This is a genomic window from Ensifer sp. SSB1 (assembly GCF_016652895.1).
GTDB lineage: Bacteria > Pseudomonadota > Alphaproteobacteria > Rhizobiales > Rhizobiaceae > Ensifer.
Map to the genome: position 1 here is coordinate 1 of NZ_JAEPRP010000114.1, position 23322 is coordinate 23322.

Here is a 23322-nt window from a genome sequence, read left to right on the forward strand (position 1 = left end):
TCTGGGTCATCTTGAGGTAACCGACGTTGACGCCGAGCCGTGCGCCGATACCGGTGCGGATCGGAACGACGACGATCTGCTCGTCGGTCAGAACCGTCATGCCGACGCCGGCGACGACGTAGGCCGAACCGGAGACACCGCCGAAGCGCTTGTAGAGGGCCGGTACGCTCGGCAGATTGTAGACCAGCATCATGGCGCGGCTGCCTTGGCCGCCCCAGTCGATACCGAGCGACGGACCCTGCCAGAAGACGCTGTGCTGGCCGGCGTTCTTGGTGTTGAGCTCGCCTTCGCCGTAGGTGAGGCCGGCGATGAATGCGCCTGAGCCTTCCTGCCCGAGAATGTAGCCGTTGGGCAGGCCGTAACGCTCGAAGGCGCGTTCGACGACCTTCGCCAGACCGCCCGAGGTTTCGCCGAAGAATCCGTGGCCGGCGTCGACGATTTCCTGCATCGTATATTGGCTGTTGTTCGCGGACTGGGCATGCGCCGTCGTTTGGGCAGCAGCGACCAGGAACACCGTGGCCAGGACAACACGGCAAGCCTGCGTGGCTGCCTTCATGATCTGATGCATCGTTTCCTCCGTCAGGCGCGAAAATTGCTCGCTTGCGGGTTTGCAGCGGCCGCCAGTCAGATCACTGTGCGGCCAGTGAAGGGTCTGGACCAATTCCATGCAATTTGAACCGATGGTCTTAACAATCGGTTTACCAAATGTGGTGTCATTATGATCCACTGATGAACGGCTGCGCCGGGCAGCCCATGACTTGCGTCTTTTCGCGTGAGGCTTTACCGGCGTCACGATGGCGCGTGCCCCCAAGCGGTGGGCCGGCGGAACCAATAAGGATACACGATGGCAACGAATCCGAACCTGACATTGACGGGACCCGATCTGGCCGCGCTTCTGTGCAGCCGGGTTTGCCACGACATCATCTCGCCGGTTGGTGCCATCAACAACGGCCTGGAACTGCTTGATGAAGGCGGCGCCGACGCGGATGCGATGGACCTGATCCGGACAAGTGCGCTCAACGCATCGGTTCGCCTGAAGTTCGCCCGTCTCGCTTTCGGTGCCTCCGGCTCGGTTGGCGCGTCGATCGACACCGGCGAAGCGGAAAAAGCCGCCAAGGATTTTGCGGCTGCCGAGAAGAAGACCGAGGTCAACTGGCACGGCCCGCGCGCGATCATCGCCAAGAACCGGGTCAAGCTGCTGCTGAACCTCTTCCTCATCGCCTACGGCGCGATCCCGCGCGGCGGTTCGATCGACGTGACGCTCGAGAACCCGGAACTCGACGCTGTCTTCACCCTGGTCGCGAAGGGTCGCATGATGCGCGTGCCGCCGAGACTGACGGAACTCCTGTCCGGCACGCCGGAAGAAGCGGTCGATGCGCATTCGATCCAACCGTATTACACCGTGCTGCTCGGCGAGGAAGCCGGCATGACGATTGAGGTTGCATCGACCGGTGAAGAAATCATCTTCACCACTCGCGTTGCAGCCTGAGGTTTCATTTTTCGACTGAAAGCACTTCGTTCCAGGCCCTGAAAATGTGCGACCCTGCGCCCTCCCGTGGGGCCGCCTGCGTGCGCCGCGCTTCTCATTGCTTGCGTCCAGTTCTGGAAAAATTAATGTTTTCAGATGGTTGGGTTGGAAAAGAAAGGGGCAGTTAAGCAAGCTCCGTAACGAATTCTTTCCCAAATTTGTATAGAGTTGTTTCCAGCCTGCGAGTACGCGTATAGGTAAGTTGCGAAGGGAGTTGGACATGCGGCGCTTGATGATTGCCGACGGCTCGGATGTGGTCAGGAAAGTTGGGAAACGTATCCTGTCCGGCATGGGCTTCATGGTTTACGAGGCATCGAACAGCCTCGAGGCGCTTGTCCGCTGCGAAGCAGAGCTCCCGAATATCCTGATCATTGACGCCGGGTTGGATGGCGCGCTCGAACTCATCGGCAACATCCGACGGCTTCCGAACGGTCCGGCGGTTCGGATCTATTACTGTGTCGTCGAGGCGGATCTCAAGAAGATGATGGCCGGCAAGCGGGCAGGCGCCGACGACTTCCTGCTGAAGCCTTTCGACCGCAAGATCCTGACCAGCGTTTTCGCCAGCCAGTCGATGGCGGCCTGAGCCGCCTTAACCAAGATCTTTCGAAATGATACGAAGCCGTGGCCTGTGCCGCGGCTTTTTTGTTGTCTGGTACCGCCAACCCAGGCCAGGCGTCGAGCGACGTTGGGTGCGACAGGAGAGAGGAGGGGAGATTTGCTGGCGGCCGAGGCCTTGCAGGCTCGATGAGCGCTGCTGCGAAGCTGCGCCGCGCGACCGGATCGTCCAAAAACAAAACCCGCCTCAATCGGCGGGTCCTGTGAAAATCTCAATTGTCGGGCCCGCATCATGCGGGGGTCGGTGCAAGCCCTGGCGGGAAATCAGGCAGTTTCGGCGTACTCGGCACCATCCGGCTCGCGCAGCACGTAGCCGCGGCCCCAGACGGTCTCGATGTAGTTGGCGCCGCCGGCAGCGTTTGCAAGCTTCTTGCGGAGCTTGCAGATGAAGACGTCGATGATCTTCAATTCCGGCTCGTCCATGCCGCCATAGAGGTGGTTCAGGAACATTTCCTTGGTCAGCGTCGTGCCCTTGCGCAGCGAAAGCAGCTCGAGCATCTGGTATTCCTTGCCGGTCAGGTGGACGCGTTGTCCGCCGACTTCGACCGTCTTGGCATCCAGGTTGACGATCAGCTCGCCGGTGGAGATGACCGACTGGGCGTGACCCTTGGAACGACGGACGATGGCGTGAATACGGGCAACCAGCTCATCCTTGTGGAAGGGCTTGGTCATGTAGTCGTCGGCGCCAAAGCCCAGGCCGCGGACCTTGTCTTCGATGCCGGCCATGCCGGAAAGAATCAGGATCGGGGTCTTCACCTTGGAAAGACGCAGCGTTCTCAAGACTTCATAGCCGGACATATCCGGCAGGTTGAGGTCGAGAAGGATGATGTCATAGTCATAAAGTTTGCCGAGATCGACGCCTTCTTCACCGAGATCGGTGGTGTAGACGTTAAAACTCTCGGACTTGAGCATCAGCTCAATGCTCTGAGCCGTTGCACTGTCGTCTTCAATTAATAGAACCCGCATATTCTTCCCCTTTTCCGCCGCCCAAGGTCGTCGTGGCACCCTTACGCGATACGGATCCAGTCGTTGCCTGATTTGGAGGCTGCCACCAAATGGTTAACAAATTCTGATTCCCCCTGGCAAGGTGTATCGAGATTGTTAAATATTTTTAGCAGTCTCCTGATTTCAAACGTGAATCCCGAACGGTTAATCTCATGTGAAACATGAGGAAATGCCGCTATCTGACTCTTCCGACTCGTTAATGCCAGGGCGGTCACATTTCGTGCCTCAGCATTTACGGAGCCTTAAATCATCACGCCTATGATTAACGATGCCCGTAAACGAAAGGTTACCAGCGGTAGGCTTTTGTTAATATCGCTGAAGATTTTTCGTTTCCGGTCCTGTTCGGGCCGGCTTGGGGGCAAATCAGTAACCGGGGTCTCGTTATCCACGGGAGTATTGCGTATGAAAGCACGTGAGAGCCTTGTCCGCCTGAAGGAGTTTCAGGTCCGCGAGAAGCAGCGTCAGCTGAACCAGCTTCAGATGATGATGGCTGAGTTCGAACGGATGACCAAGGATCTGGAAAATCAGATTATTTTCGAGGAAAAGAAGTCGGGTATCTCCGATCCCCAGCACTTCGCCTATCCCACCTTCGCCAAGGCCGCACGTCAGAGAGCCGACAATCTTCAGGTTTCCATTCGCGAACTGAAGACGCAGCAGGATGCTGCCGAACTCGCGCTCGAAGAAGTGCAGGCTGAATACGCGAAGGCGGCGGCCCTCGAAGAGCGGGACACATCGACCCGCCTGCGGGCATAAGCTGCGGCTCTTGCGCCTCGATCGGGCGCAGCGGAGCCGCAACGCCTTGATCCAACGGACGGTTTGACCCCAGGTCGGTTCCGGTCTGGGGGATTTGTGGGCTGGTCCGGCTGGTTGCCGGTTTCGGGGATGATATTTCCAGCCTTGTCGGGTCATGCGTTTGGCATGACCCGATCCGGCACGATCGTGACAAGACAATGAGACCCGCCCGACGCCATGGCGTTCGGGCGGGTCTTCTCATTTTGAGATCGGTTTGAATTTGTGAAGATCGGGACAGGCCGGATCTCAGTCGCGTCTCATCCCTGGATGACGTCCTGCCATTCGGGGTGCCGCACCGCCTGCGCCTTCATGAACGGGCAGAGCGGGATGATCTTCCAGCCGCCTTTGCGGGCTTCTTCGATCGCATGTCTGGCAAGCGCCTGGCCGACACCCTTGCCGCGCAGGGCGTCCGGAACGAGGGTGTGATCGACAATGATCAATTGGGGAGACGTCCGCGAATAGGTCATTTCCCCGGTGTGCCCCTCGACCACGGTCGAGTAGCGGCCGTGCGATCCAGTTTCCTCGAGTACGATTTCCATGACAGCCTTCCTTGGCGAACCAGTTTCTTTGTCTGGAAGCTAGCGCAGATTTCCGGAAATCGGAATCCGTCTACCTGGTATCCCGGAAACACAGACTGTTCCCGAAAAAGCACCAATCCGAGCAGCCGCAGAACGCAAAACGACGGCGGCGGCTCCGGGGAATCCGAAGCCGCCGCTCGACCTATGGCCCTGTAATGGGCGAACTAGTGGCGATACTGCTGGATGCGAGTGGTGCGCAGTCCGGCAAGACCATGATCGTTGATCGAGGACTGCCAGGACAGGAATTCTTCCACCGTGAGGGTATAGCGTTCGCACGCCTCCTCAAGGCTCAACAGGCCACCGCGCACGGCGGCAACAACCTCTGCCTTGCGGCGGATCACCCAGCGCCGGGTATTGGCCGGCGGCAGATCCGCAATCGTCAGAGGGCTGCCATCGGGGCCGATGACATATTTTACGCGTGGTCGCATCATTTCGGTCATGGGACTCTCTACACAAACTCAAGACCATATGACCGTGACCTTAGCCTGCCACATTTAACATTTGCCTAAGCAGCAAGTAACAATTTGCTCATAATTTGAGACACTTCGGCGAGGCGCCATATCGATGATCCGCCCCGGGTCAATTCACGGGGCTGTGTGCGCCTATCCTTGTGAATTGCTTTGAGAAGAGCCTGGATTATCCCGGAATTGTCATGGGAGCCATGCAATTACCACATTTCACTTTAACTAAAATTTTTGGTAACGAGGCGCTGAAATAAGGATGAGCGTCGTATGTGCGCTCCCGCAATCATTCTTGGTGCATCGTCATAGTTTTCACAACCGGACGCGTTTCTTGCGCGGACAGGCCGGTAGCGGCGGCTGTATTTCGTTTGCCGGGGTGAAGTTCATGCTTCAGGAGATCTGAGGCGTTTTTGTATTCTCTCGACCGGGCGCGGTGGCGCCTGGGGATGTGGTGATCGCAGATGAAGGAATCGAACGAACCGGCCTTGCTGCGCGAGGCTGAAACGGCGGACATTTTCTCGGACGTCGATACGGCTGCCGTCCGCACCGAATACGAACTTCTGCATCTCATGCGGCGGCTGATCGCCCGCTATGGCTTTGGTCATTTCATGATCGCGCGCATGCCGCTTGCCGAACAGCAGCGCTTTTCCGAGCGGCTGGTGCTCAGCAACTGGCCGTCGGAGCTGGTGCGCCAATACGATGCCTGCGAAACCTTCCAGTCGAGCACGCTGGTCGAGCGGCTGCGGTTTACGAAGCTGCCGGTGACCGGCGGGCCCGAACTTCTGGACGTCGCCGCAAAGCCCGTGGACGAGGCGATGGTGCACCGGCTGCACGCCCACCCGGAGATGGCACGTCACTTCGCCGTGCTCCTGCACACCAGCAATGGCGATCCCTTCATAGCCATGCTGTCAGGCCGGCGCGAGGCCCCGGTGGGTGTCGAATGCGCGACGCTCTATCTGACACTGGTCCAGCTTTTCGAATGCCTGGAACGCACGTTCGACACCGGCAGTTCGGCACGAGAGAAACTGTCGAGCCGCGAGGTCGAATGCTTGCGCTGGGCAGCGGCCGGCAAGAGCAGTGACGAGATCGCCATCATCCTGGGCATTTCGACCTATACGGTCAGCAGCTATTTCAAGAGCGCGACGCGCAAGCTCGATGCGGTCAACCGCATGCAGGCGATCGCCCGCGCCATGCGGCTGAAGCTGATCTGACGCCGAAACGTGGCGCGTCTTTAGGACGCGCGGCTTCGCCGGTTTGGCGGCCGGCCTTGCCGCCGGACGGACAAGTTTCTATATGTCGCGGGAATGAAAGTGCTACGGCTGCCTTTGCGCGTCTCATAGGATGCGCGGTGCCGTAGAGCCGAGCATGCCGTGAGCCGAGGGTTTTTCGGCCAAGCATCGCATGAAGCGTGAAACAGGGCAGGCGCAAGGTTGCCGCCCGAAGGCCGGATTGGATCCCGTGAACAGTCTCGATTTTGACCGCAAGCCCGAAGATACGCGTGTCGTTGTTGCCATGTCCGGCGGCGTCGACAGTTCTGTCGTCGCTGGCTTGCTCAAACGCGAGGGCTACGACGTTCTCGGCATCACGCTGCAGCTCTATGATCATGGCGCCGCCGTCCATCGTGCCGGCTCCTGCTGCGCCGGCCAGGACATCGACGATGCCCGCCGCGTCTGCGAAACGCTCGGTATCCCCCACTATGTGCTCGACTACGAAGCGCGCTTCCGCGAAACGGTGATCAATCCCTTCGCCGAAAGCTACATCGCTGGCGAGACGCCAATCCCCTGCGTCGCCTGCAACCAGACCGTCAAGTTTGCCGATCTCCTGGCGACCGCCAAGGAGCTCGGCGCCGACGCGCTGGCGACCGGCCACTATATCCGCTCGCGCCCGAGCCCGAACCCGCGCTACGCCGGCCAGCGGGCGCTCTACCGCCCGACGGATGCCGACCGCGACCAGAGCTATTTCCTCTTTGCGACGACGCAGGAGCAGATCGACTATCTGCGCTTTCCGCTCGGTCATCTCTCCAAGGCCGAGACACGCAAGCTCGCCGAAGAGATGGGCCTCGTCGTCGCCCAGAAGGCCGACAGCCAGGACATCTGTTTCGTGCCCCAGGGCAAGTACAGCGACATCGTCTCGAAGCTGAAGCCGAATGCCGCACTCTCCGGCGAGATCGTGCATCTCGACGGCCGCGTGCTCGGCAGGCATGAGGGCATCCTGCACTACACCATCGGTCAGCGCCGCGGCATCGGCGTCGCGACCGGCGAGCCGCTCTATGTCGTCTATCTCGACGCGCGCTCGCGCCGCGTCATCGTCGGCCCCAAGGAAGCGCTGGAAACGCGCCGCGTCTATCTGCGCGACGTCAACTGGCTCGGCGATGAAGACGTCGAGGCGGCAGCCGCATGTGGCTTTGAGTGTTTCGCCAAGGTGCGCTCCACGCGCCAGCCGGCGCCGGCCGTCCTCGCGATGGACGACGAGGGCATCTATGTGGAGCTCGCCGAAGGCGAAGCCGGCATCGCGCCCGGTCAGGCCTGCGCGCTTTATTCCGGCGTCGGCGAGGACGCGCGCGTCTATGGCGGCGGGTTCATTCGCAAATCGGAGCGTGAAGCAAGCGCAGAAGCCGCTCTGAAGGCGCTGCTTTCGGCGCAGGCAGCCGCCTGAAGCCCTTGATTTCCGGGCTGTTGTGAAAACTTCACATTTTCCCGGAGACTTGGCTTGACACTGGCCGGAAGCGGGCCGTATAAGCCGCCCGTCCAGTCAAGACGGCTTCCACTTCGAAGCGCTGACGCGGTACCCGGCGGAGTAGCTCAGTAGGTTAGAGCAGAGGAATCATAATCCTTGTGTCGGGGGTTCGAATCCCTCCTCCGCTACCATTTCTTCTAAGTTTACGTGCAGCAACTGGGCTTCCGGAATACGTACTTTTATAGTGGCGCTTCCTCACAGACCGGCGCGCCCGCGGTTTGCTATGCCCTCTCTTCCTATCGCTGATGCAGCTTGCCGACATTCGCCAGACAAGGTGAAAGGCGAGTGGCTACCGCACTGCGGCAAGAGCATTTCAAAAATGCAAAGGCCCCTGTTGGCAGGGGCCTCCAGCCTCAATGCTTCGTCGGCGTCAGCGGCAATGTCAGTGCCGGCCCGCTCTTGACCCCGAACTGCCTCCTGAACGGCCGTGATGCGGTGCCGTCGAAAAGCGATTGGGGCAGCGGCGTGGCGATGGCCCATTTGTATTTTGCGTCCAGATCGTTGCGCAGGTCCTGGTGTGTCACGGCGCTCAAGGGCAGGACATATTCCGGCTTGCGCAGGCCTCGTTCGGCGTTTCCGAGCCACGTCAGCACGACCAGGATTTCGCCGCCGAGTTCGAGGGCATCGAGTGTCAGCTGTTTGCCACCGACGAATGCGCGGACCGCCTGTTCGTGGAACTTGAAGGCACTGAGCTTCAGCTCGTTTTGCGGGTCCGTCATTTGTCTGGGCCTTTCTGCACGTTCTTCTCGCGCTTGTTCCAAGCGCTGGTTCACCGATCAGCGTTCCGTATCATAATCCATCGCCCAATCCACTTCATACAGGTGACGACGCCACTGGCGGACCAGTCGCTGGCTTTGTAGGTTGATTGCAACCTAGGATATTCGGGCGATTTGTGGAGACAAGAATGCGTGCGACGTCGATCCTCTGCTTTGGCCTGCTGGCTGCAACCATGACGATGGGCAGCCTTGTCAGTGTGCCGGCTGCCGCGCAAGGGATGGGTGATCTGAATGGCGTGGCGATGGTGACTGGCACCTGCGAACGCTTGGTCGTCGCTGGCGAAGATATGACGAACACGTGCGAGGGGCGGCTGATCCAGTCGATTTACCGCACCGGCCGGACGGGCTTCACAGTGAATATCGGCTCCGGCGGCGCCATCACCTTTAGCGGCATCGAAGGCGAGAAGCCGGACGCCGATAGCCAGCTGCAGAGTGTCGACAAGGTCATCGTGAACGGCGGCAAGGATGGCGGACCTATAAGCTCGAAAGACGTGACCGGTTCCTGTTTCTATGAAAATCCGTTCAAAGGACCGGCGGTGACCAAATGCGAAGGTTCTGACGCCGAGAAAGGTGCCTACGTCCTGCAATTTAGGACGGATGGTACGCCGCCGAACGTCCTCAACTATGGGATCGAGGAGACTGCCAAGGACGCCACGGATCGCGCTTTTAAGTTCGGCGTTTGGAGTGGTTCGCGCCTGAAGGGCGACAGCGCGAATGGCTGCGTGCTGTCGCGAGACACCGATGGCGCAACCACCTTCATGGTCTATGCGAACGTCAACGGGGCATTTGATCTTGGATTCTACAACGACGCCTGGTCGTTCAAGACCGAGACGCCTCCGAGTGCCGAATTGCTTTTCGATGGCAAGCCGTATCCCGCAGTCAGCGTCGTAATTCTCACGCCGCAGCAACTGGTCGCGCGCGGCGGGGGTGAGGAGGATGGCTTCCAGGCGCTAATCGAGCAAAGCGTCCAACTCATGCTCCGCGTCGGTGACGCTGAGGTCAAGGTCGACCTGAAAGGCGCGCCAGCTGCGGTTGCAAGGCTCTGGGATTGTGTTGGCGGAATGTAAACGACACCGACCGGGACGGTCGCTCATGGCAGCAACGTCGCATTCGCCGTGACTTTACGAACGCCCAACTGAGAAAACGAAAAGATTATCTGCTGATCGATGAGGTGATCGTGGTGTAGTCCGGCAGGTCGATGTTGGCGATTTCGGCTGCGCGATATTGGGACAGGGCGAAGTGCATGATGGCGATCACGGTGATCGAGAAGACCAGTACGGTGACGTTGACGCCGAAAGCGGTTTTGATCATGTCCTTGTCCTCCAGTCCCTGCGTTCGTTGATGTGTGGTTAAGAACCGTGACATGCAGACTATCGTGTGGCGTCAATTGTGCTGTTCCCCGGGGAACATGAGATATGGTTACCGAAAACTTAACCGGCGTTGCCTCAAAAGCACGAATGGCCAAACGGCTTGCGATCGGCGCGCGCCCGACTATGGTGCGCGCTTGTTGCCGGACCGGATTCAGGTTCGGACATTCTCACCTCTGGCGCCCCACGCGCTGCTTCGGCCAAGCCTGAAGTGCCGCGATTCCGATCGGCGTCTCATTTCCAAAGTGATTGTTGCATGACCATTTCCATTCGCCCCTCTCGTCCCGACGATTTTCCGCGCACCTTCGAGATCTGGCGCAGCGCCGTTCTCGCCACCCATGATTTCCTGGCGCCGGAGGATTTTGCTGCAATCGAGGTGCTGGTGCGCGACCAGTATCTGCCGGCCGCCGAGTTCTGGATTGCAGCGGACGAAAATGACCAGGCGCTCGGTTTCATGGGCATGAGCGGGGCGCAGATCGACTCGCTCTTCGTCCACGCCGACGCGCGCGGCGCAGGTGTCGGCCGGCGGCTGATCGAGCATGCGATGAGCCTGCATCCGGTGCTGACGGTCGACGTCAACGAGCAGAATGTGTCGGGCGCCGGTTTCTATCAGCGGATGGGTTTTGAGGTGGTCGGGCGTTCGCCTGTCGACGATGCGGGCCGGCCCTATCCGCTGCTGCATCTCAAGCGCGGCTGAGCCGACAGAGCCGGCGCCCGATCAGACGGCCGGCTTGTCAATGGTAATCAGGAAGAGGACGGCGGAGGCCGCCGGTTCGATGGTGACGGCGGTTGCGTCCGTGAGCACCGCCGTGTCGCCCGCTACGAGGTCGGCAGTGGTCTCGCCTGCGGTCACTCGCACGGCACCGCTATGGCAAAGCAGGAGAGTCGTTGCTGCGCCGACTTCCGTTGTCTCCGGATGGTCGATCGCCAGGCGCTGAACCGAGTGCGCGAGCTTGCCGCGCCTTGTCATGACATTGAGATCGACGATCGGACCGTCGACGAGCGTCGCCGAGGTTGCCACGTCGGCCGGGAAGGGGAGCGGTGCCGTCTCGCCGGTCATCAAGACCGGCTCGCGGCCCTCGATCATCAGCCGCATGCCCTTGCCCTCAAGGATCGAGAGCGTACGGTCGATGCCGGGGAAACTGGAGAAGGGGCCGTCGGTGGCGACCGTCGCCATGCTCACACGCCAGTCGAAATCGCCGAGCGAAGCTCTCTCAGGAAAGACGGCGATCTCCACCGTCTCGCCGCCGCCGTTCTTCCAGGGCATGCGCTTGTGGTTGCTGGCGCGCAGAATCTTCATGGCGTGCTTTCTTCGATCAAGGTGCGCATGCAGGCGAAATCACCGTTCAGTGGACGGTCGTCGGCATAGGCAGGGATTTTCGAGCGGATGCGCTGGTAGAGCGTATCGGTGCGCGCCGCGCGACCTCTCGGCTGCAGATCGTAGGCTTGCGCTGCGGCGAGCAGTTCGATCGAGAGGATCGTTTCGAGATTGTCGGCGATCGCAAGCGTCTTCCAGGCCGCCGGTGTCGCATGGGTGAGGATATCCTCCTGCAGCGCCGAGGTGATGCCGCCGTCGAGGCTGGCGGGTGCGGCCAGGCGCCGGTTTTCGGCGGCAAGGGAAGCTGCCGTATATTGTGCGATCATGAAGCCGGAGGAAACGCCGCTGTCGCCGGCGAGAAAGGCCGGCAGGCGGCTTACCAGCGGATTGACCAGACGGTCGATCCGGCGCTCGGAAATGGCCGCGACCTCGGCGACGGCGACCGCCAGGCTGTCCATGGCAAGGCCAAGGGCAGCACCCACCGCGTGCGCCTGTGAATGCACCTCCGGCGCCTCAGGCGTGCCGGACACGGCCGGATTGTCGGTGAGGCTTGCAAGTTCGCGATCGACCACTTCGGCGACCTGGGCGAACGCATCGCGTGCAGCGCCATGCACATGCGGCACGGCGCGAAGGCTCAAGGGATCCTGCGTGCGGGTGCCGGCGGTTTCTGCCAGCATCGGGCTGCCGGCGAGAAAATCGCGCAGCGAGGCTCCGACCTCTTCGAGACCCTTCGAGCGGCGGAGCGCCAGCGGGACGGCGGCAAAGGCATTCGCCTGGCTGCCGAGGTTTTCATAGGTCATGGCGGCCGCCGCATCCGCCCAGTCGAACAGGCGGGCGGCGCGCGATAGCGCCAGCGCCGCAAGTCCGGTCGCGCAGGGCGTGCCGTTGACGAGGCTCAGGCCTTCCTTGGCCTCAAGCGTGAGCGGCTTTAGCCCGACTCGCGCCAGCGCCTCGGCGCCGCCGATCTTGCTTTTGCCGTCATCGACGGTGCCGTGGCCGATCAGCACGAGGCCGATCGCCGCCGCATGGGTGAGGTACCCGACGGAGCCGCGCGAGGGGATGTCGGGAATGAGGTTGGCGTTCAGGAGCGCAAGCAGTGCCTCGACCGTTTCGACGCGCACGCCGGAATAGCCGTGGGCGAAGTTGGCGATCTGGGCAGCCATCACCGCGCGGGCCTCCGGCCGGGCGAGCGGCGAGCCGACGCCGCAGGCGTGGCTCAAGATGATGTTGCGCGACAGCGCCTGCTGGTTCTCGCGGTCGATGACGACGTCGCAAAGCGCGCCGACGCCGGTGTTGATGCCGTAGCCGCGGATGCCGCGCGCAACGAGCGCATCGACGATCTGGCGGGCATGGACGATGCGCTGCCTTGCTGCGTCGGAAAGCGCGAGCGGTGCGCCGTTGGCGACCGCCGCGATTTGCCTCCAGGTCAACGGTGCATCGAGGGTTACATTCTCATTCATGGGCTTCCGGTCGTCCCTGTCGGCGTTGCACGAAGCGGGCAACATAATCGTTGGCCGGCCGTTGCAGAATATCGTCCGGCGTGCCGACCTGCACCACCTGACCGTCCTTGAGGATGGCGATTTCCGAACCGATGCGCAGCGCCTCGTCGAGATCGTGGGTGATGAAGACGATCGTCTTTGAAAGGTTCTGCTGCAATTGCAGCAACTGGTCCTGCATGTCGGCGCGGATCAAGGGGTCGAGGGCCGAGAAGGCCTCGTCCATCAGGATCACGTCGGTATCGGCGGCAAGCGCACGGGCAAGGCCGACGCGCTGCTTCATGCCGCCGGAGAGCTGGTGCGGGAACTTGGCGTCGTAGCCGGCAAGACCGACCGTCTCGATCCATTTCATGCCGATGTCGCGGGCCTCGGCCTTGGGCAGGCCGCGCACGCGCTGGCCGTAAACGACGTTCTGCAGCACGGTGCGATGCGGCATCAGCGCGAAACTCTGGAACACCATCCTGACGCGGTGCATGCGGAAGGTGCGCAGCGCCTTGGCATCCAGCGTCAGGATGTTGCTGCCGTCGAACATGACCTCGCCGCTGGTCGGCTCGATCAGCCGGTTGATGTGGCGCACCAGGGTCGACTTGCCGGAGCCGGAAAGGCCCATGATCACGAAGATCTTGCCGGCGCCGATGGTCAGACTGACTTTGTTCAGGCCAATGCTGCAGCCGGAGCGGGCGAGAATCTCGGACTTGTTCAGCCCTTCTTTTGCCATGGCGAGTGCGGCTTTCGCGTCCTGCCCGAAGATCTTGTAGACGTTGCGGATCTCGATATCAGCCATTGCGGGGATCCTCCGTCCGGCTCTTGCCGAAGCCTTGCGTGATGCGGTCGAGTACGATCGCGAGAATGACGATGCCGATGCCGGCTTCCAGCCCCTTGCCGACATCGAGCGTCTGGATGCCGTTCAGCACCTGCTCGCCGAGGCCGCGGGCGCCGATCATCGACGCGACGACCACCATCGAGAGTGCCATCATGATCGTCTGGTTGAGGCCGGCCATGATTGTCGGCGTGGCGAGTGGCAGCTCGACGCCGAAGAGGATCTGGTTGGGACTGCCGCCAAAGGCGGTCGCCGCTTCCACCACCTCATGGTCGACCTGGCGGATGCCGAGATCGGTGAGGCGGATGAGTGGCGGCACGGCGTAGATGATGGTGGCGAGGATCGCCGGCACCTTGCCGAGGCCGAAGAGCATCAGCGCCGGGATCAGGTAGACGAAGCTCGGCATCGTCTGCATGACGTCGAGCACCGGTAGCGTGATGCTGCGCGCGGTCCGGCTCTTGGCGACGAAGATGCCCATGGGCACGCCGATGACGACCGAGACGATCGTTGCCATCAGCATTAGCGCCAGCGTCTGCATCGTCAGGTCCCAGAGGCCGAGAACGCCGACGAAGAACAGCAGTACGCCGACGGCGACCGTCAGGCCCCAGCGCTTGGAGCTCTGCCAGGCGAGTGCCATGAAAATGAGGATGACGACCCACCAGGGCAGGCCGCGCAGGATCCATTCGATGAACAGAACGGCTTTCAGAATGACGGCGCTGATCGCCTTGAAGACCCAGCCATAGCCGCTGACCAGTGCCTGGATGAAATCGTTCACCGGCCCGCGAATGGAGAGATTGAGAGAATCCGGAAACATCGGACGCGTTCCTTGCTCGGGCTGCCAGCGGACATGGTGAGCCACCGACGGCGCTTGCCTCGGGTATTGTGGCCAACCGCCAGCTCAGGCTCACGCGTCGCTTGGACGCGATGACGAGGCCCGAGCCGGCGATGTGTCGCGATTATTTAAGGCTGGCTTCGATCTTGCCGCGGGCTTCGTCCGAAACCCACTTGCCCCAGACGTCGGCCTTGGTCTTCAGGAACTCGGCGGCGGCTGCCGGCGCATCGACCTTGTTGTCGGCCATGTAGGCGAGGCTGCCGTTGACGGCTTCGAGCGGGAAGGTCGCCTTTTCGAGGATGGCGATGATTTCAGGGGCTTCCTCAGCGAAGGTGCTGTTGACGCCGTAGGAAACGTCGACCGACGGGAAGGCGCAGCCCTGTTCGCGCTTGCCGTTGGCGCTCGAAAGCTCCTTCCAGCATTCTTCGCTATAGGCCGGCTCTTCGAGCTGCACGAGCTTGAACTTGCCCATGATCGCGGTCGGCGACCAATAGTAGAAGAGGATCGGCTCGCCCTGGAGATAGGCCGATGTGATGGCGGAATCGAGCGCCGTGCCGGTGCCCGGACGGAAGTTCACATAGGTTTCGCCGAGCTTGTAGGCTTCGAGCTTGGCGGAGCTCACGCCCTCGCAGGTCCAGCCCGATGGGCAGTTGAGGAAGCGGCCCTTGCTCGGCTCTTCCGGATCGGCGAAGAGCTCGACGATCTTCGGATCGGAAAGCTGCGAGACGTTCTTCAGGTCCGGCGCCTTGGCCTCGAGATTGCGGGCGGCGTCTCCCTTGATGACGTATTCCGGTACGAACCAGCCTTCGCTGGCGCCGACGAAGGTTTTGCCGACCGCGACCACCTTCTTTTCCTCGACCGCCTTGTTCCAGACGTCGGAGCGGCCAAGCCATTCCTCGGCGAAGATCTGCACGTCGTTGTTGGCGGTTGCCTGTTCCAGCGTCACCGAGTTGCCGGGGATCGAATCCACCTGGCAATCATAGCCCTTGGAAAGAATGGTCTTCATCACTTCGGTGATGAACGCACCGCTTTCCCAATCGATGCCGGCGAACATGACGGTTTTGCCGTCGCCGCAATAGGACGCGCTGGCGCTGCCGGTGGAGGCCGCAAACACGAGGCCGGTTGCAGCTAGCGTGAGTTTCAGTTTGTTGATCGACATTAAGCTGTTCCCTGATTTGATTTTTGGCTTTGACGATTACTTCAGTTTCATCAGCACCCGCGCAAAGGCGCGGTCGATATCGTCCTCCCGGTCGTGGCGTCCGTTCCGGATCTTCCACGCGCCCGCGACCATGACGTCGCGGACAGTCTCGCCGCCGAGCGCAAAGAGCCAGCGGTCGAGGATCTGGTTGTCGGTGGCGGCGGCGATGTAGGGATTGCTGCCGTCAAGCACGACGAAATCGGCGCGCGCGCCGACGGTGATGCCGGCCACCTTCTGACCGGCCGCCTGGGCGCCGCCCTTGAGCGCCGCGTCGAAAATGGTTCGGCCGATCGAGGCGCCGGAGCCGGTCGCCAGCCGATTGCGGCGGCGGTCGCGCAGGCGCTGGCCGTATTCGAGCAGGCGCAATTCCTCGGCGACGCTGGTCGCCACATGGCTGTCGGTGCCGACGCCGATGACCCCGCCTTCGGCCATGAAATCGACCGCCGGGAAAATGCCGTCACCGAGATTGGCCTCGGTTGCGGGGCAGAGGCCGGCAACCGCGCCGGAACCGGCCAGACGCTGCCGTTCGGTTTCCGTCAGATGCGTTGCGTGGATTGCGCACCAGCGTTCGTCGACGGGCATTTCATCAAGCAGCCACTCGACCGGGCGGCGGCCGCTCCAGGCGAGGCTGTCGTCGACTTCCTTGGTCTGCTCGGCCACATGGATGTGGATCGGGCCGGCAACGGGTGCCGCATCGAGGATGATGCGCATCTCCTCGGGCGTCGCTGCGCGCAGCGACTGGATGGCGTAGCCGAGCGTGTTGTCGGCTTCGCGGCAGAGCGGATCGAGGCGCTCAAGCAGCGCCAGGAAGCGATCGGGATCATGCAGGAACGGCCGCTGGCCGGCATTTGGCGCCACGCCGCCGAAATTGGCGTGGGCGTAGAAAACCGGCAGGTGAGTGAGACCGATGCCGGTCGTGCGGGCGGCAGCGAGAATGCGCAGCGACATCTCGGCCGGGTCGGCATAGGGGGTGCCATCTGCCTGGTGGTGCAGGTAGTGGAATTCGGCAACGTGGCCGAAACCGCCCTTCAGCATTTCCATGTAGAGCTTGGCGGCGATCGCCTCGACGTCGTCAGGATTGACCAGCCCGACGGTGCGATACATTTCCTCACGCCAGGTCCAGAAGCTGTCGTCGCCGCTTCCCGCCACTTCGGCAAGGCCGGCCATCGCGCGCTGGAAGGCGTGGGAATGAAGGTTGGCGATTGCCGGGATCAGCGGCCCGGCCGCACGCTCGTCGCCATTGGCGGCGGTGCTGCCGGTCTCGACCGTCGCAATCCGGCCCGATGGGTCGAGCGAGATCGCGACGTTTTGGGCCCAGCCGCCGGGCAGGAGCGCCCGTTCTGCAAAGATCCGGTTGACGGGAAAACTAGCCATGTGCATTTTCCTGTACGTAGTTGTATATGGAACTATAGATATTTTACGCTGGCGCGCAAGCGTGAAATGAACGAAAAGATTCTTGGGCGAATGCGCATGATTTGTTCGGCATTCTGGAAAGGCGGGGCTTGAACCGATGGCGGCACTGGGAAAACGGAACGATATGGCCGCCTTCGAGGATGGTCCGGTGCCGCGCTACGAGGCGGTGAAACAGTTCATCCGCAGCCGTATCGAGAGCGGCGAGTGGCCCGCCCATCATCGCATCCCCTCGGAAAACGAAATCGTCGCCGACCTCGGCGTCAGCCGCATGACCGCCAATCGGGCGCTCAGAGAACTGGCAACCGAGGGCGCGATTACGCGGGTGCAGGGCGTTGGTTCCTTCGTCGCGGCCCACAAGGGCAGCACCGCGCTTCTGGAAGTCCGCAACATCGCCGACGAAATTCATGAGCGCGGCCATACCCACACGTCGCTGATGACGCTCCTTCAGGAAGAGGTGGTGACGCCGGAGATCGGATATGCGCTCGGCCTTGCCACCGGCGCGCGCGTCTTCCATTCGATCATGGTGCATTCGGAAAACGGCCTGCCGATCCAGATCGAGGATCGTTTCGTCAATCCGGCGACCTGCCCGCGTTATCTTGAGCAGGATTTCCGAACGATGACGCCGAATGCCTATCTCACTGCGGTCGCGCCGATCACGCGCACCGAACAGATCGTCGAGGCGGTGTCGCCGCAGCTGTGGGAATGCAAGCTGCTCGGCATCGACCGCAACGAACCCTGTCTGATGATCCGGCGCCGTACCTGGTCGGAGGCGGCCAATGTGACGACGGCACGTCTGCTCTATCCCGGCACCCGCTATCGCCTTGAGGGCATGTCGCAGTAGATCGGGATCGGGCTTCAGCAGAAAAACCGCACATCTTTTCCTCATCCCGCTCTAATCTCGACATTATTCCGGTCGATTCGGGGGATCGACCGCCGAATGGGAGGATGACGAGATCATGGTTGAGGATGCGCTGAAGCTTCGCACCGAGCTGGCCAGGCCCGATATCAGTGCCGAAGAGGCGCGGGCGTTGCTAGCCGAGCACTACGGTCTGTCAGGCACGATCAGCGAACTCGGCAGCCAGCAGGACCGCAACTATCGCATCGATACCGGCGAGCAGCGCTATGTGCTGAAAATCTGCCGCGCGGAATATGGACCGCTCGAACTGGAAGCGCAGAATGCGGCCTTGCAGCATCTTTCCGATCGCTTGACGTCGGCGCGCGTTGCGGAAGTCGTGTCTTCGCTCAAGGGCGAGGCGATCGAGAGCGTGACCGTCCGCGAGCAGGACTACCGGATCCGCCTGTTAAGTTTTCTCGATGGCGAACCGCTGACCCGGCGCAAGCATCTCTCGCGTGAAGCCGTGTCCGCGCTCGGTGCGCTCGCCGGGCGGCTGGCCGCCGCGCTGCAGGACTTCGAGCATCCCGGGCTTGAACGCGAACTGCAATGGGACCTGCGCCGAGCCGGTCCCGTCGTCCTTCACCTCTTGGCCGACATGCCGGACCAGCAGCGCAAGAAGCGCATCGCCGAAATCATGGTCGGCGCGATGCGGCGTCTGCAGCCACTCACGGCGGAACTGCGCATACAGGCGATCCATCACGATGTGACCGACGACAATGTGGTGAGCCAGCCTGATGCATCCGGTCGGGCGATCCCGGACGGGGTGATCGATTTCGGCGATATCCTCAAGGGGTGGCTGGTTGCCGAACTTGCCGTGACCTGCGCCTCGCTGCTGCATCACGCCGACGGCGATCCGTGGTTCATCCTGCCGGCGGTCAAGGCGTTTCATGCCGCGTGTCCGCTGACCGAAGTGGAACTGAGGGCGCTCTGGCCGCTGATCGTCGCCCGCGCCGCCGTATTGGTCGCGAGCTCCGAACATCAGCTCTCCCGTGAGCCTGACAACGCTTATGTCGAGGGCAACGCCGCGCATGAGCGGGAGATCTTCGACGTTGCGACTTCGGTTCCGTCGGCACTGATGGAGCACGCGATCCTGGCCACGACTGGGCTCGCTCCTGCATCGACGTCTGTCACGGGAGAGAGCCTGATCCCGGGGCTTGGGCCGACCGATGTGCGCCAGATCGACCTGTCGATCCTCAGCCCGCTATTGCCTGAGGAACGCTGGCAGCACCAGGGACTGCCGATCTCGCTGCTGCAGCACGCCGCCCATGCGATCGGTGTCGCGACCACCCGCTATGGCGAATATCGGATGACCGAAACGCAACTGAGGTCGCCGAAGCCCGACGCGACGCTGGCGCTGCATGTCGACATCTGCCTGGAGGCGGGCCGCGAGATCGTTGCCCCGTTTGCGGGGCGCGTCATCCGGCAGGATGGACTGTTGGTTCTGGAAGGGGCCGAGGCGAGCCTGTTCCTCGAAGGCGTCGAAGCCGGTGGCGACATTGAGGAAACCGCCGCAGCCGGTGCAGTGCTCGGCGTCGTATCGGGCGAGCAGCAGACTTATGGTCTGATCCGCGTCCAGCTTTGCCGCGAGCATGGTCTCGTTCCGCCGCTTTTTGTGATGCCGCACCAGGCGGAGGCCTGGAAGGCCCTGTGCCCGTCGCCGACCGGCGTCCTCGGGTTTGAATGCGATGCGCCGGAACTGCACAGCGAAGCGCTGCTGAGCCGTCGGCAGCAGCACTTCGCCAAGCCGCAGAAGAACTACTACCTGAAACCACCGCAGATCGAACGCGGCTGGAGGGAATATCTCTTCGACGTCGAGGGCCGCAGCTATCTCGACATGGTCAACAACGTGACGATCCTCGGCCACGGACATCCGCGCCTGGCCTCTGCCGTGGGTCGGCAATGGTCGCTGCTCAACACCAATTCGCGCTTCCACTACGCGTCCGTCGCCGAGTTCTCGACGCGGCTCGCGGCGCTCGCGCCCGAGGGGCTCGATACCGTGTTCCTGGTCAACAGCGGCTCGGAGGCAAACGACCTGGCACTCCGGCTTGCCTGGGCCTATTCCGGCGCCCGCAATGTCGTGAGCCTACTCGAGGCCTATCACGGTTGGACGGTCGCCAGCGATGCGGTGTCGACCTCGATCGCAGACAATCCGCAGGCGCTGGAGACGCGTCCGGCCTGGGTGCATCCGGTGACCGCACCCAACACCTCTCGCGGCGAGTTCCGCGGTGCCGATACGACGGACAGCTATGTCCGCTCCGTCGTCACCAAGCTGACCGAACTGGACGCTGAGGATGAGAGGCTCGCCGGCTTCATCTGTGAACCGGTCTACGGCAATGCCGGCGGCATCCCCCTGCCGAAAGGTTATCTCGACGCCGTCTATGCCATGGTACGAGCACGTGGCGGCGTTTGCATCGCCGACGAGGTGCAGGTCGGCTACGGCCGCCTCGGCGATTATTTCTGGGGCTTCGAAGAGCAGGGCGTCGTGCCCGATATCATCACGGTCGCCAAGGGCATGGGCAACGGCCATCCGCTCGGTGCCGTCATCACCCGCCGCGAGATCGCCGACGCGCTGGAGAAGGAGGGGTACTTCTTCTCGTCCTCGGGCGGCAGCCCCGTAAGCTCCGTCGTCGGCCAGGCCGTGCTCGATATCCTGACGGAGGAGCGGCTTCCGGAGAATGCCCGTGTCGTCGGCGGTCACCTCAAGGCCCGGCTCGAAGCGCTGGGGCAGCGCTTCCCGCTGATTGGCGCCGTACACGGCATGGGGCTTTATCTCGGCGTCGAATTCGTGCGCGACCGGGAAACGCTGTTGCCGGCGACGGAGGAGACGGCGGCGATCTGCGATCGCCTGCTCGATCTCGGCGTCATCATGCAGCCGACCGGTGACCACCTGAATGTGTTGAAGATCAAGCCGCCGCTCTGCCTCAGCCTGGAGAGCGCCGACTTCTTCGCCGACATGCTGGCGCGGGTGCTGGAAGAGGGCTGGTAGAAGGCATCGTCGGCGGCATTGCTGCCACCGACGAGGGCTTACCAGCCGGCAAAGTCCGCTAGCACCGTGTCCGAAACGCGACCGGCGGTGACGTCGTCGAAGGCTTGCTCCAGGATCTCCAGCGCCGCGTCGATGTCCTGATCGGTGATCGTCAGCGGCGGCGTCATCTCCAAGACGTTGGAGTTCATGCCGACGTAGTAGACGACGAGGCCGAGTTCATAGGCGCGGTAAACGAGCTTGGCCGTCTCCCGCGAAGCCGGTGTCCGGCTCTGCCGATCGGTGATCAACTCTAGCCCGCAGGCAAGCCCGCGTCCGCGAACGTCGCCGATCAGAGGGTGGCGCTCGGCAAGACGCTGCAGGCCCTGACGCAGCCGTTGCCCCTTCCGCTCCGCTTCCTGCGCAAGTCCCTCGCGCTCGATGGTTTCGAGAACCGCGAGGCCGGCGGCGGCAGAGATCGGGTTGCCGTGCAGCGTCTGCATGGCGAAGGCGTTTGCGCAATCGAGCACCTTGGCCGGACCGATGGCGGCCGAGAGCGGCAGGCCGCCGCCGAGCCCCTTGCCGATGGTCAGGATGTCGGGAACGAAATCGTCATGCTCGAAGCAATGCAGCCGGCCGCTGCGGCCAAGCCCGACCTTCACTTCGTCGCAGACGACGAGCACGCCGTATTCACGACAGATCTCGGCAAAGGCTCTGAAGAATCCGGCTGGCGGCACGATCAGGCCGCCGTCGGACTGGATCGGCTCGATGAAGGCGGCCGCGAACTGTTCGGGCGCCAATTCCAGGTGTTGGCGCAGTTCGGTGAGGATTGCGCCACCCGTCGGGTCTTCGCGGTAGGGCCGGTACGGATCGGGGTAGGGGAGTAACAGCAGACCGTCGGCCTTGGCGGCACCTGCCTGGACACTATGGCCGGAAAAGGCCATCGAACCCATGGTGCAACCGTGATAGGCGCCGACAAAGGCGATGACACCTGACCGACCCGTTGCCTTGGTGACAGCGCGGAAGACGGCCTCGTTGGCGTCAGATCCGGAATGACCGAACCAGACCTTGTTGTCGCCCGCCCCGGGAAAGGCCGCGAGCAGTTTTTCCGCGAGCGCCGTTGCCGGACCGTTGGCGGCAGAAAGAACGCTGGCGCCGGCGGGATTTGCAGCCGCACGGGAGATTGCCTCGACCAGCGCCGGGTGGCCATAGCCGAGGCTCGCCGCACCCCAAGCGCCGGAGAGGTCGATCAGTTCATGCCCGTTTTCCTCCGTGAGCTTCGCGCCCCGGCCACCGGTCACGGCAAGCGGGAAGAAGCGCAGCTTCTGCAGGTTGGCGATTGCCGCTTGGTCTCTGTCGTAGAGTGGGGTCACCGGGCTTCCCCTATGCTGGCTTTCAGGCAGCGGGTCAGGCGCTCGCCCCAGGCGGCGACGCCTGCATCGGTGTCGATCAGATCGTGGCGCACCTCGACCAGAACGCCCGGCAGCCCGCGCGCGTCGGCATGAACCGGCACGGTATAATCCTCGTCGGGATGGATGTTGTAGGGCTCGTTGTCGCCGATCGTCAGCTGGCTTTCGCTGGCCAACTCGCCGATCAGTGAACCGGCAAAATCGACCGCGTCACGATAGAGGATGCCGGCCTGCCAGGGGCGCGGCTTGCCGAAATAGACCGGCGTGAAGCTGTGGATGCCGACGACGAAGGGCCGCTTGCCTTCGCCCTCGAGCCGGTCGAGACGGCGGCTGACCGCTTCAGCGAACGGCGTGAACAGCGTATCGATCCGCTGCTGCCGCTCTTCGTCGCTTAAGCTTCGGTTGGCGGGGATCTCCGTCGTCTCGCTGATCTCGGGGATCATCGAGGGGGCGGAAAGCGGCCGGTTGCAGTCGATCACCAGCCTTGAGTAGTTGGTGAAGAACAATGGTGCATCGAGGCTGAGGCTTAAGCGCTGAGCCAGCGCCATGGCGCCGATATCCCAGGCGATGTGGCGCTGGCGCTCGTGCAGCGGCAGCCCCATATCGCCGAGCGCGCGTGGCATCCGGTTTGTTGCGTGTTCGCACAGAAGCAGGATCGGCGAGGTGCCGTCCGGGTTGAAGACCGCATAAGGCGGCAGTTCGTCGATCGCCAGCAGCGGTGCGCTCGGGTCGTGTCGCGCGCCGGGCTCTAGGCTCTTGATGGCCGTTGTCGAGGTCATGGGCTGCCCATCCGTCAATCAGTAGACCGCCGCATAGCGGGCGCAGAGTTCGTCTGGCGAGAGCCCGTCGACGATCTCGATCTCCTTGCGCTTCATCGCCTCGTAGCAGGCAAGGAAATCTCGTGAGAACCAACCGGTGACGACCGGATCGGCGGCAAGCGTGTCCAGCGCTTCCGGCAGGCTTGCGGGCAGGCGACGGATGCCGAGTTTCTCCTGTTCTGCCGCCGAGAAATCGGACGGGTCGGAATTGATCAGGGGCGGCTGTTCGAGCTCGGCCCTGATGCCTTCGAGGCCGGCCTTCAAGAGATCAGCCAGCGACAGATGCGGGCTGGCGCAGGCGTC

General features: G+C 62.4%; 23 protein-coding genes, 1 tRNA gene and 1 pseudogene. 10 read left to right on the forward strand and 15 right to left on the reverse strand.

Annotated features, from left to right (window positions below; all coding sequences use genetic code 11):
- On the reverse strand, window positions 1–568 hold a 568-nt coding region (locus tag I8N66_RS24475), incomplete at its 3' end, for an EipA family protein (protein ID WP_291159053.1).
- 276 nt (window positions 569–844) lie between these two features.
- On the opposite strand from I8N66_RS24475, the gene chpT reads away from it, so the two are divergent.
- Window positions 845–1489, forward strand: a complete 645-nt coding sequence (chpT, locus tag I8N66_RS24480; protein WP_113538665.1) for a histidine phosphotransferase ChpT — start codon at window positions 845–847, stop codon at window positions 1487–1489.
- Window positions 1490–1748: 259 nt separating this feature from the next.
- Window positions 1749–2111, forward strand: coding sequence for a response regulator (locus I8N66_RS24485; RefSeq protein WP_113538666.1), 363 nt, complete (start codon window positions 1749–1751; stop codon window positions 2109–2111).
- 296 nt (window positions 2112–2407) lie between these two features.
- Here I8N66_RS24485 and ctrA read toward each other — a convergent pair whose 3' ends face one another.
- Complete coding sequence (ctrA, locus tag I8N66_RS24490; protein ID WP_025424706.1) at window positions 2408–3109, reverse strand: response regulator transcription factor CtrA; 702 nt, start codon at window positions 3107–3109, stop codon at window positions 2408–2410.
- 441 nt (window positions 3110–3550) lie between these two features.
- On the opposite strand from ctrA, the gene I8N66_RS24495 reads away from it, so the two are divergent.
- The gene (locus I8N66_RS24495; RefSeq protein ID WP_034806460.1) at window positions 3551–3901 is read left to right on the forward strand and encodes a flagellar export protein FliJ; all 351 of its coding nucleotides are present in this window, start codon (window positions 3551–3553) and stop codon (window positions 3899–3901) included.
- A 296-nt stretch (window positions 3902–4197) separates the two neighbouring features.
- On the opposite strand, the gene I8N66_RS24500 is transcribed toward I8N66_RS24495, so the two are convergent.
- Both I8N66_RS24500 and I8N66_RS24505 read right to left on the reverse strand, forming a co-directional pair.
- A complete protein-coding gene (locus I8N66_RS24500) occupies window positions 4198–4479 on the reverse strand; it encodes a GNAT family N-acetyltransferase (RefSeq protein ID WP_291159071.1) in 282 nt (93 codons plus the stop codon).
- A gap of 203 nt (window positions 4480–4682) precedes the next feature.
- Window positions 4683–4958, reverse strand: a complete 276-nt coding sequence (locus I8N66_RS24505) for a DUF1153 domain-containing protein (RefSeq protein WP_003527546.1) — start codon at window positions 4956–4958, stop codon at window positions 4683–4685.
- Window positions 4959–5440: 482 nt separating this feature from the next.
- Between I8N66_RS24505 and I8N66_RS24510 the strand changes: the two genes are divergently transcribed.
- The 3 genes from I8N66_RS24510 (at window position 5441) to I8N66_RS24520 (ending at window position 7846) form a co-directional block, all read left to right on the forward strand.
- A complete protein-coding gene (locus I8N66_RS24510) occupies window positions 5441–6190 on the forward strand; it encodes a LuxR family transcriptional regulator (protein ID WP_113538668.1) in 750 nt (249 codons plus the stop codon).
- A 190-nt stretch (window positions 6191–6380) separates the two neighbouring features.
- Window positions 6381–7634 (forward strand): tRNA 2-thiouridine(34) synthase MnmA, encoded by a 1254-nt coding sequence (gene mnmA / locus I8N66_RS24515; RefSeq protein WP_291159216.1) that lies wholly within the window; start codon window positions 6381–6383, stop codon window positions 7632–7634.
- Between the two features lie 135 nt (window positions 7635–7769).
- Window positions 7770–7846, forward strand: a tRNA-Met gene (locus tag I8N66_RS24520).
- Window positions 7847–8068: 222 nt separating this feature from the next.
- Here the strand turns inward: I8N66_RS24520 and I8N66_RS24525 are convergent.
- On the reverse strand, window positions 8069–8434 hold the full coding sequence (locus I8N66_RS24525; protein ID WP_291159218.1) for a hypothetical protein: 366 nt from the start codon (window positions 8432–8434) through the stop codon (window positions 8069–8071).
- A 185-nt stretch (window positions 8435–8619) separates the two neighbouring features.
- Here I8N66_RS24525 and I8N66_RS24530 point away from each other — a divergent pair, with 185 nt between their 5' ends.
- Window positions 8620–9558 (forward strand): hypothetical protein, encoded by a 939-nt coding sequence (locus I8N66_RS24530; protein ID WP_291159220.1) that lies wholly within the window; start codon window positions 8620–8622, stop codon window positions 9556–9558.
- 85 nt (window positions 9559–9643) lie between these two features.
- On the opposite strand, the gene I8N66_RS24535 is transcribed toward I8N66_RS24530, so the two are convergent.
- Window positions 9644–9802, reverse strand: a complete 159-nt coding sequence (locus I8N66_RS24535; RefSeq protein WP_162768803.1) for a hypothetical protein — start codon at window positions 9800–9802, stop codon at window positions 9644–9646.
- A gap of 312 nt (window positions 9803–10114) precedes the next feature.
- Between I8N66_RS24535 and I8N66_RS24540 the strand changes: the two genes are divergently transcribed.
- Window positions 10115–10555: an acetyltransferase gene (locus I8N66_RS24540; RefSeq protein WP_113538671.1), complete on the forward strand. Its 441-nt coding sequence runs from the start codon at window positions 10115–10117 to the stop codon at window positions 10553–10555.
- A gap of 21 nt (window positions 10556–10576) precedes the next feature.
- Here the strand turns inward: I8N66_RS24540 and I8N66_RS24545 are convergent, their stop codons facing one another.
- The 6 genes from I8N66_RS24545 to hutF form a co-directional block, all read right to left on the reverse strand.
- Complete coding sequence (locus tag I8N66_RS24545; protein ID WP_291159225.1) at window positions 10577–11158, reverse strand: HutD family protein; 582 nt, start codon at window positions 11156–11158, stop codon at window positions 10577–10579.
- Window positions 11155–12636: a histidine ammonia-lyase gene (hutH, locus tag I8N66_RS24550; protein WP_291159228.1), complete on the reverse strand. Its 1482-nt coding sequence runs from the start codon at window positions 12634–12636 to the stop codon at window positions 11155–11157. Before hutH ends, I8N66_RS24545 begins: the two co-directional genes overlap by 4 nt.
- Window positions 12629–13456: a betaine/proline/choline family ABC transporter ATP-binding protein gene (locus I8N66_RS24555; protein WP_291159231.1), complete on the reverse strand. Its 828-nt coding sequence runs from the start codon at window positions 13454–13456 to the stop codon at window positions 12629–12631. The genes hutH and I8N66_RS24555 overlap by 8 nt, the downstream gene beginning before the upstream one ends.
- Complete coding sequence (locus I8N66_RS24560) at window positions 13449–14306, reverse strand: proline/glycine betaine ABC transporter permease (protein WP_291159234.1); 858 nt, start codon at window positions 14304–14306, stop codon at window positions 13449–13451. The genes I8N66_RS24555 and I8N66_RS24560 overlap by 8 nt, the downstream gene beginning before the upstream one ends.
- A 142-nt stretch (window positions 14307–14448) precedes the next feature.
- The gene (locus I8N66_RS24565) at window positions 14449–15483 is read right to left on the reverse strand and encodes an ABC transporter substrate-binding protein (protein ID WP_291159236.1); all 1035 of its coding nucleotides are present in this window, start codon (window positions 15481–15483) and stop codon (window positions 14449–14451) included.
- 36 nt (window positions 15484–15519) lie between these two features.
- Window positions 15520–16896: a formimidoylglutamate deiminase gene (gene hutF / locus I8N66_RS24570; protein WP_291159238.1), complete on the reverse strand. Its 1377-nt coding sequence runs from the start codon at window positions 16894–16896 to the stop codon at window positions 15520–15522.
- 136 nt (window positions 16897–17032) lie between these two features.
- Here hutF and hutC point away from each other — a divergent pair, with 136 nt between their 5' ends.
- Window positions 17033–17776: a histidine utilization repressor gene (gene hutC, locus I8N66_RS24575; protein ID WP_291159240.1), complete on the forward strand. Its 744-nt coding sequence runs from the start codon at window positions 17033–17035 to the stop codon at window positions 17774–17776.
- Window positions 17777–17891: 115 nt separating this feature from the next.
- Window positions 17892–20816: an aminotransferase gene (locus tag I8N66_RS24580; protein ID WP_291159244.1), complete on the forward strand. Its 2925-nt coding sequence runs from the start codon at window positions 17892–17894 to the stop codon at window positions 20814–20816.
- 38 nt (window positions 20817–20854) lie between these two features.
- Here I8N66_RS24580 and I8N66_RS24585 read toward each other — a convergent pair whose 3' ends face one another.
- The 3 genes and pseudogenes from I8N66_RS24585 to I8N66_RS24595 form a co-directional block, all read right to left on the reverse strand.
- A complete protein-coding gene (locus I8N66_RS24585) occupies window positions 20855–22165 on the reverse strand; it encodes an aspartate aminotransferase family protein (RefSeq protein WP_291159247.1) in 1311 nt (436 codons plus the stop codon).
- The gene (locus tag I8N66_RS24590; protein WP_291159250.1) at window positions 22162–22980 is read right to left on the reverse strand and encodes an N-formylglutamate amidohydrolase; all 819 of its coding nucleotides are present in this window, start codon (window positions 22978–22980) and stop codon (window positions 22162–22164) included. The genes I8N66_RS24585 and I8N66_RS24590 overlap by 4 nt, the downstream gene beginning before the upstream one ends.
- An 18-nt stretch (window positions 22981–22998) precedes the next feature.
- Window positions 22999–23322, reverse strand: a pseudogene (locus I8N66_RS24595) (glutamine synthetase); the annotation flags it as partial.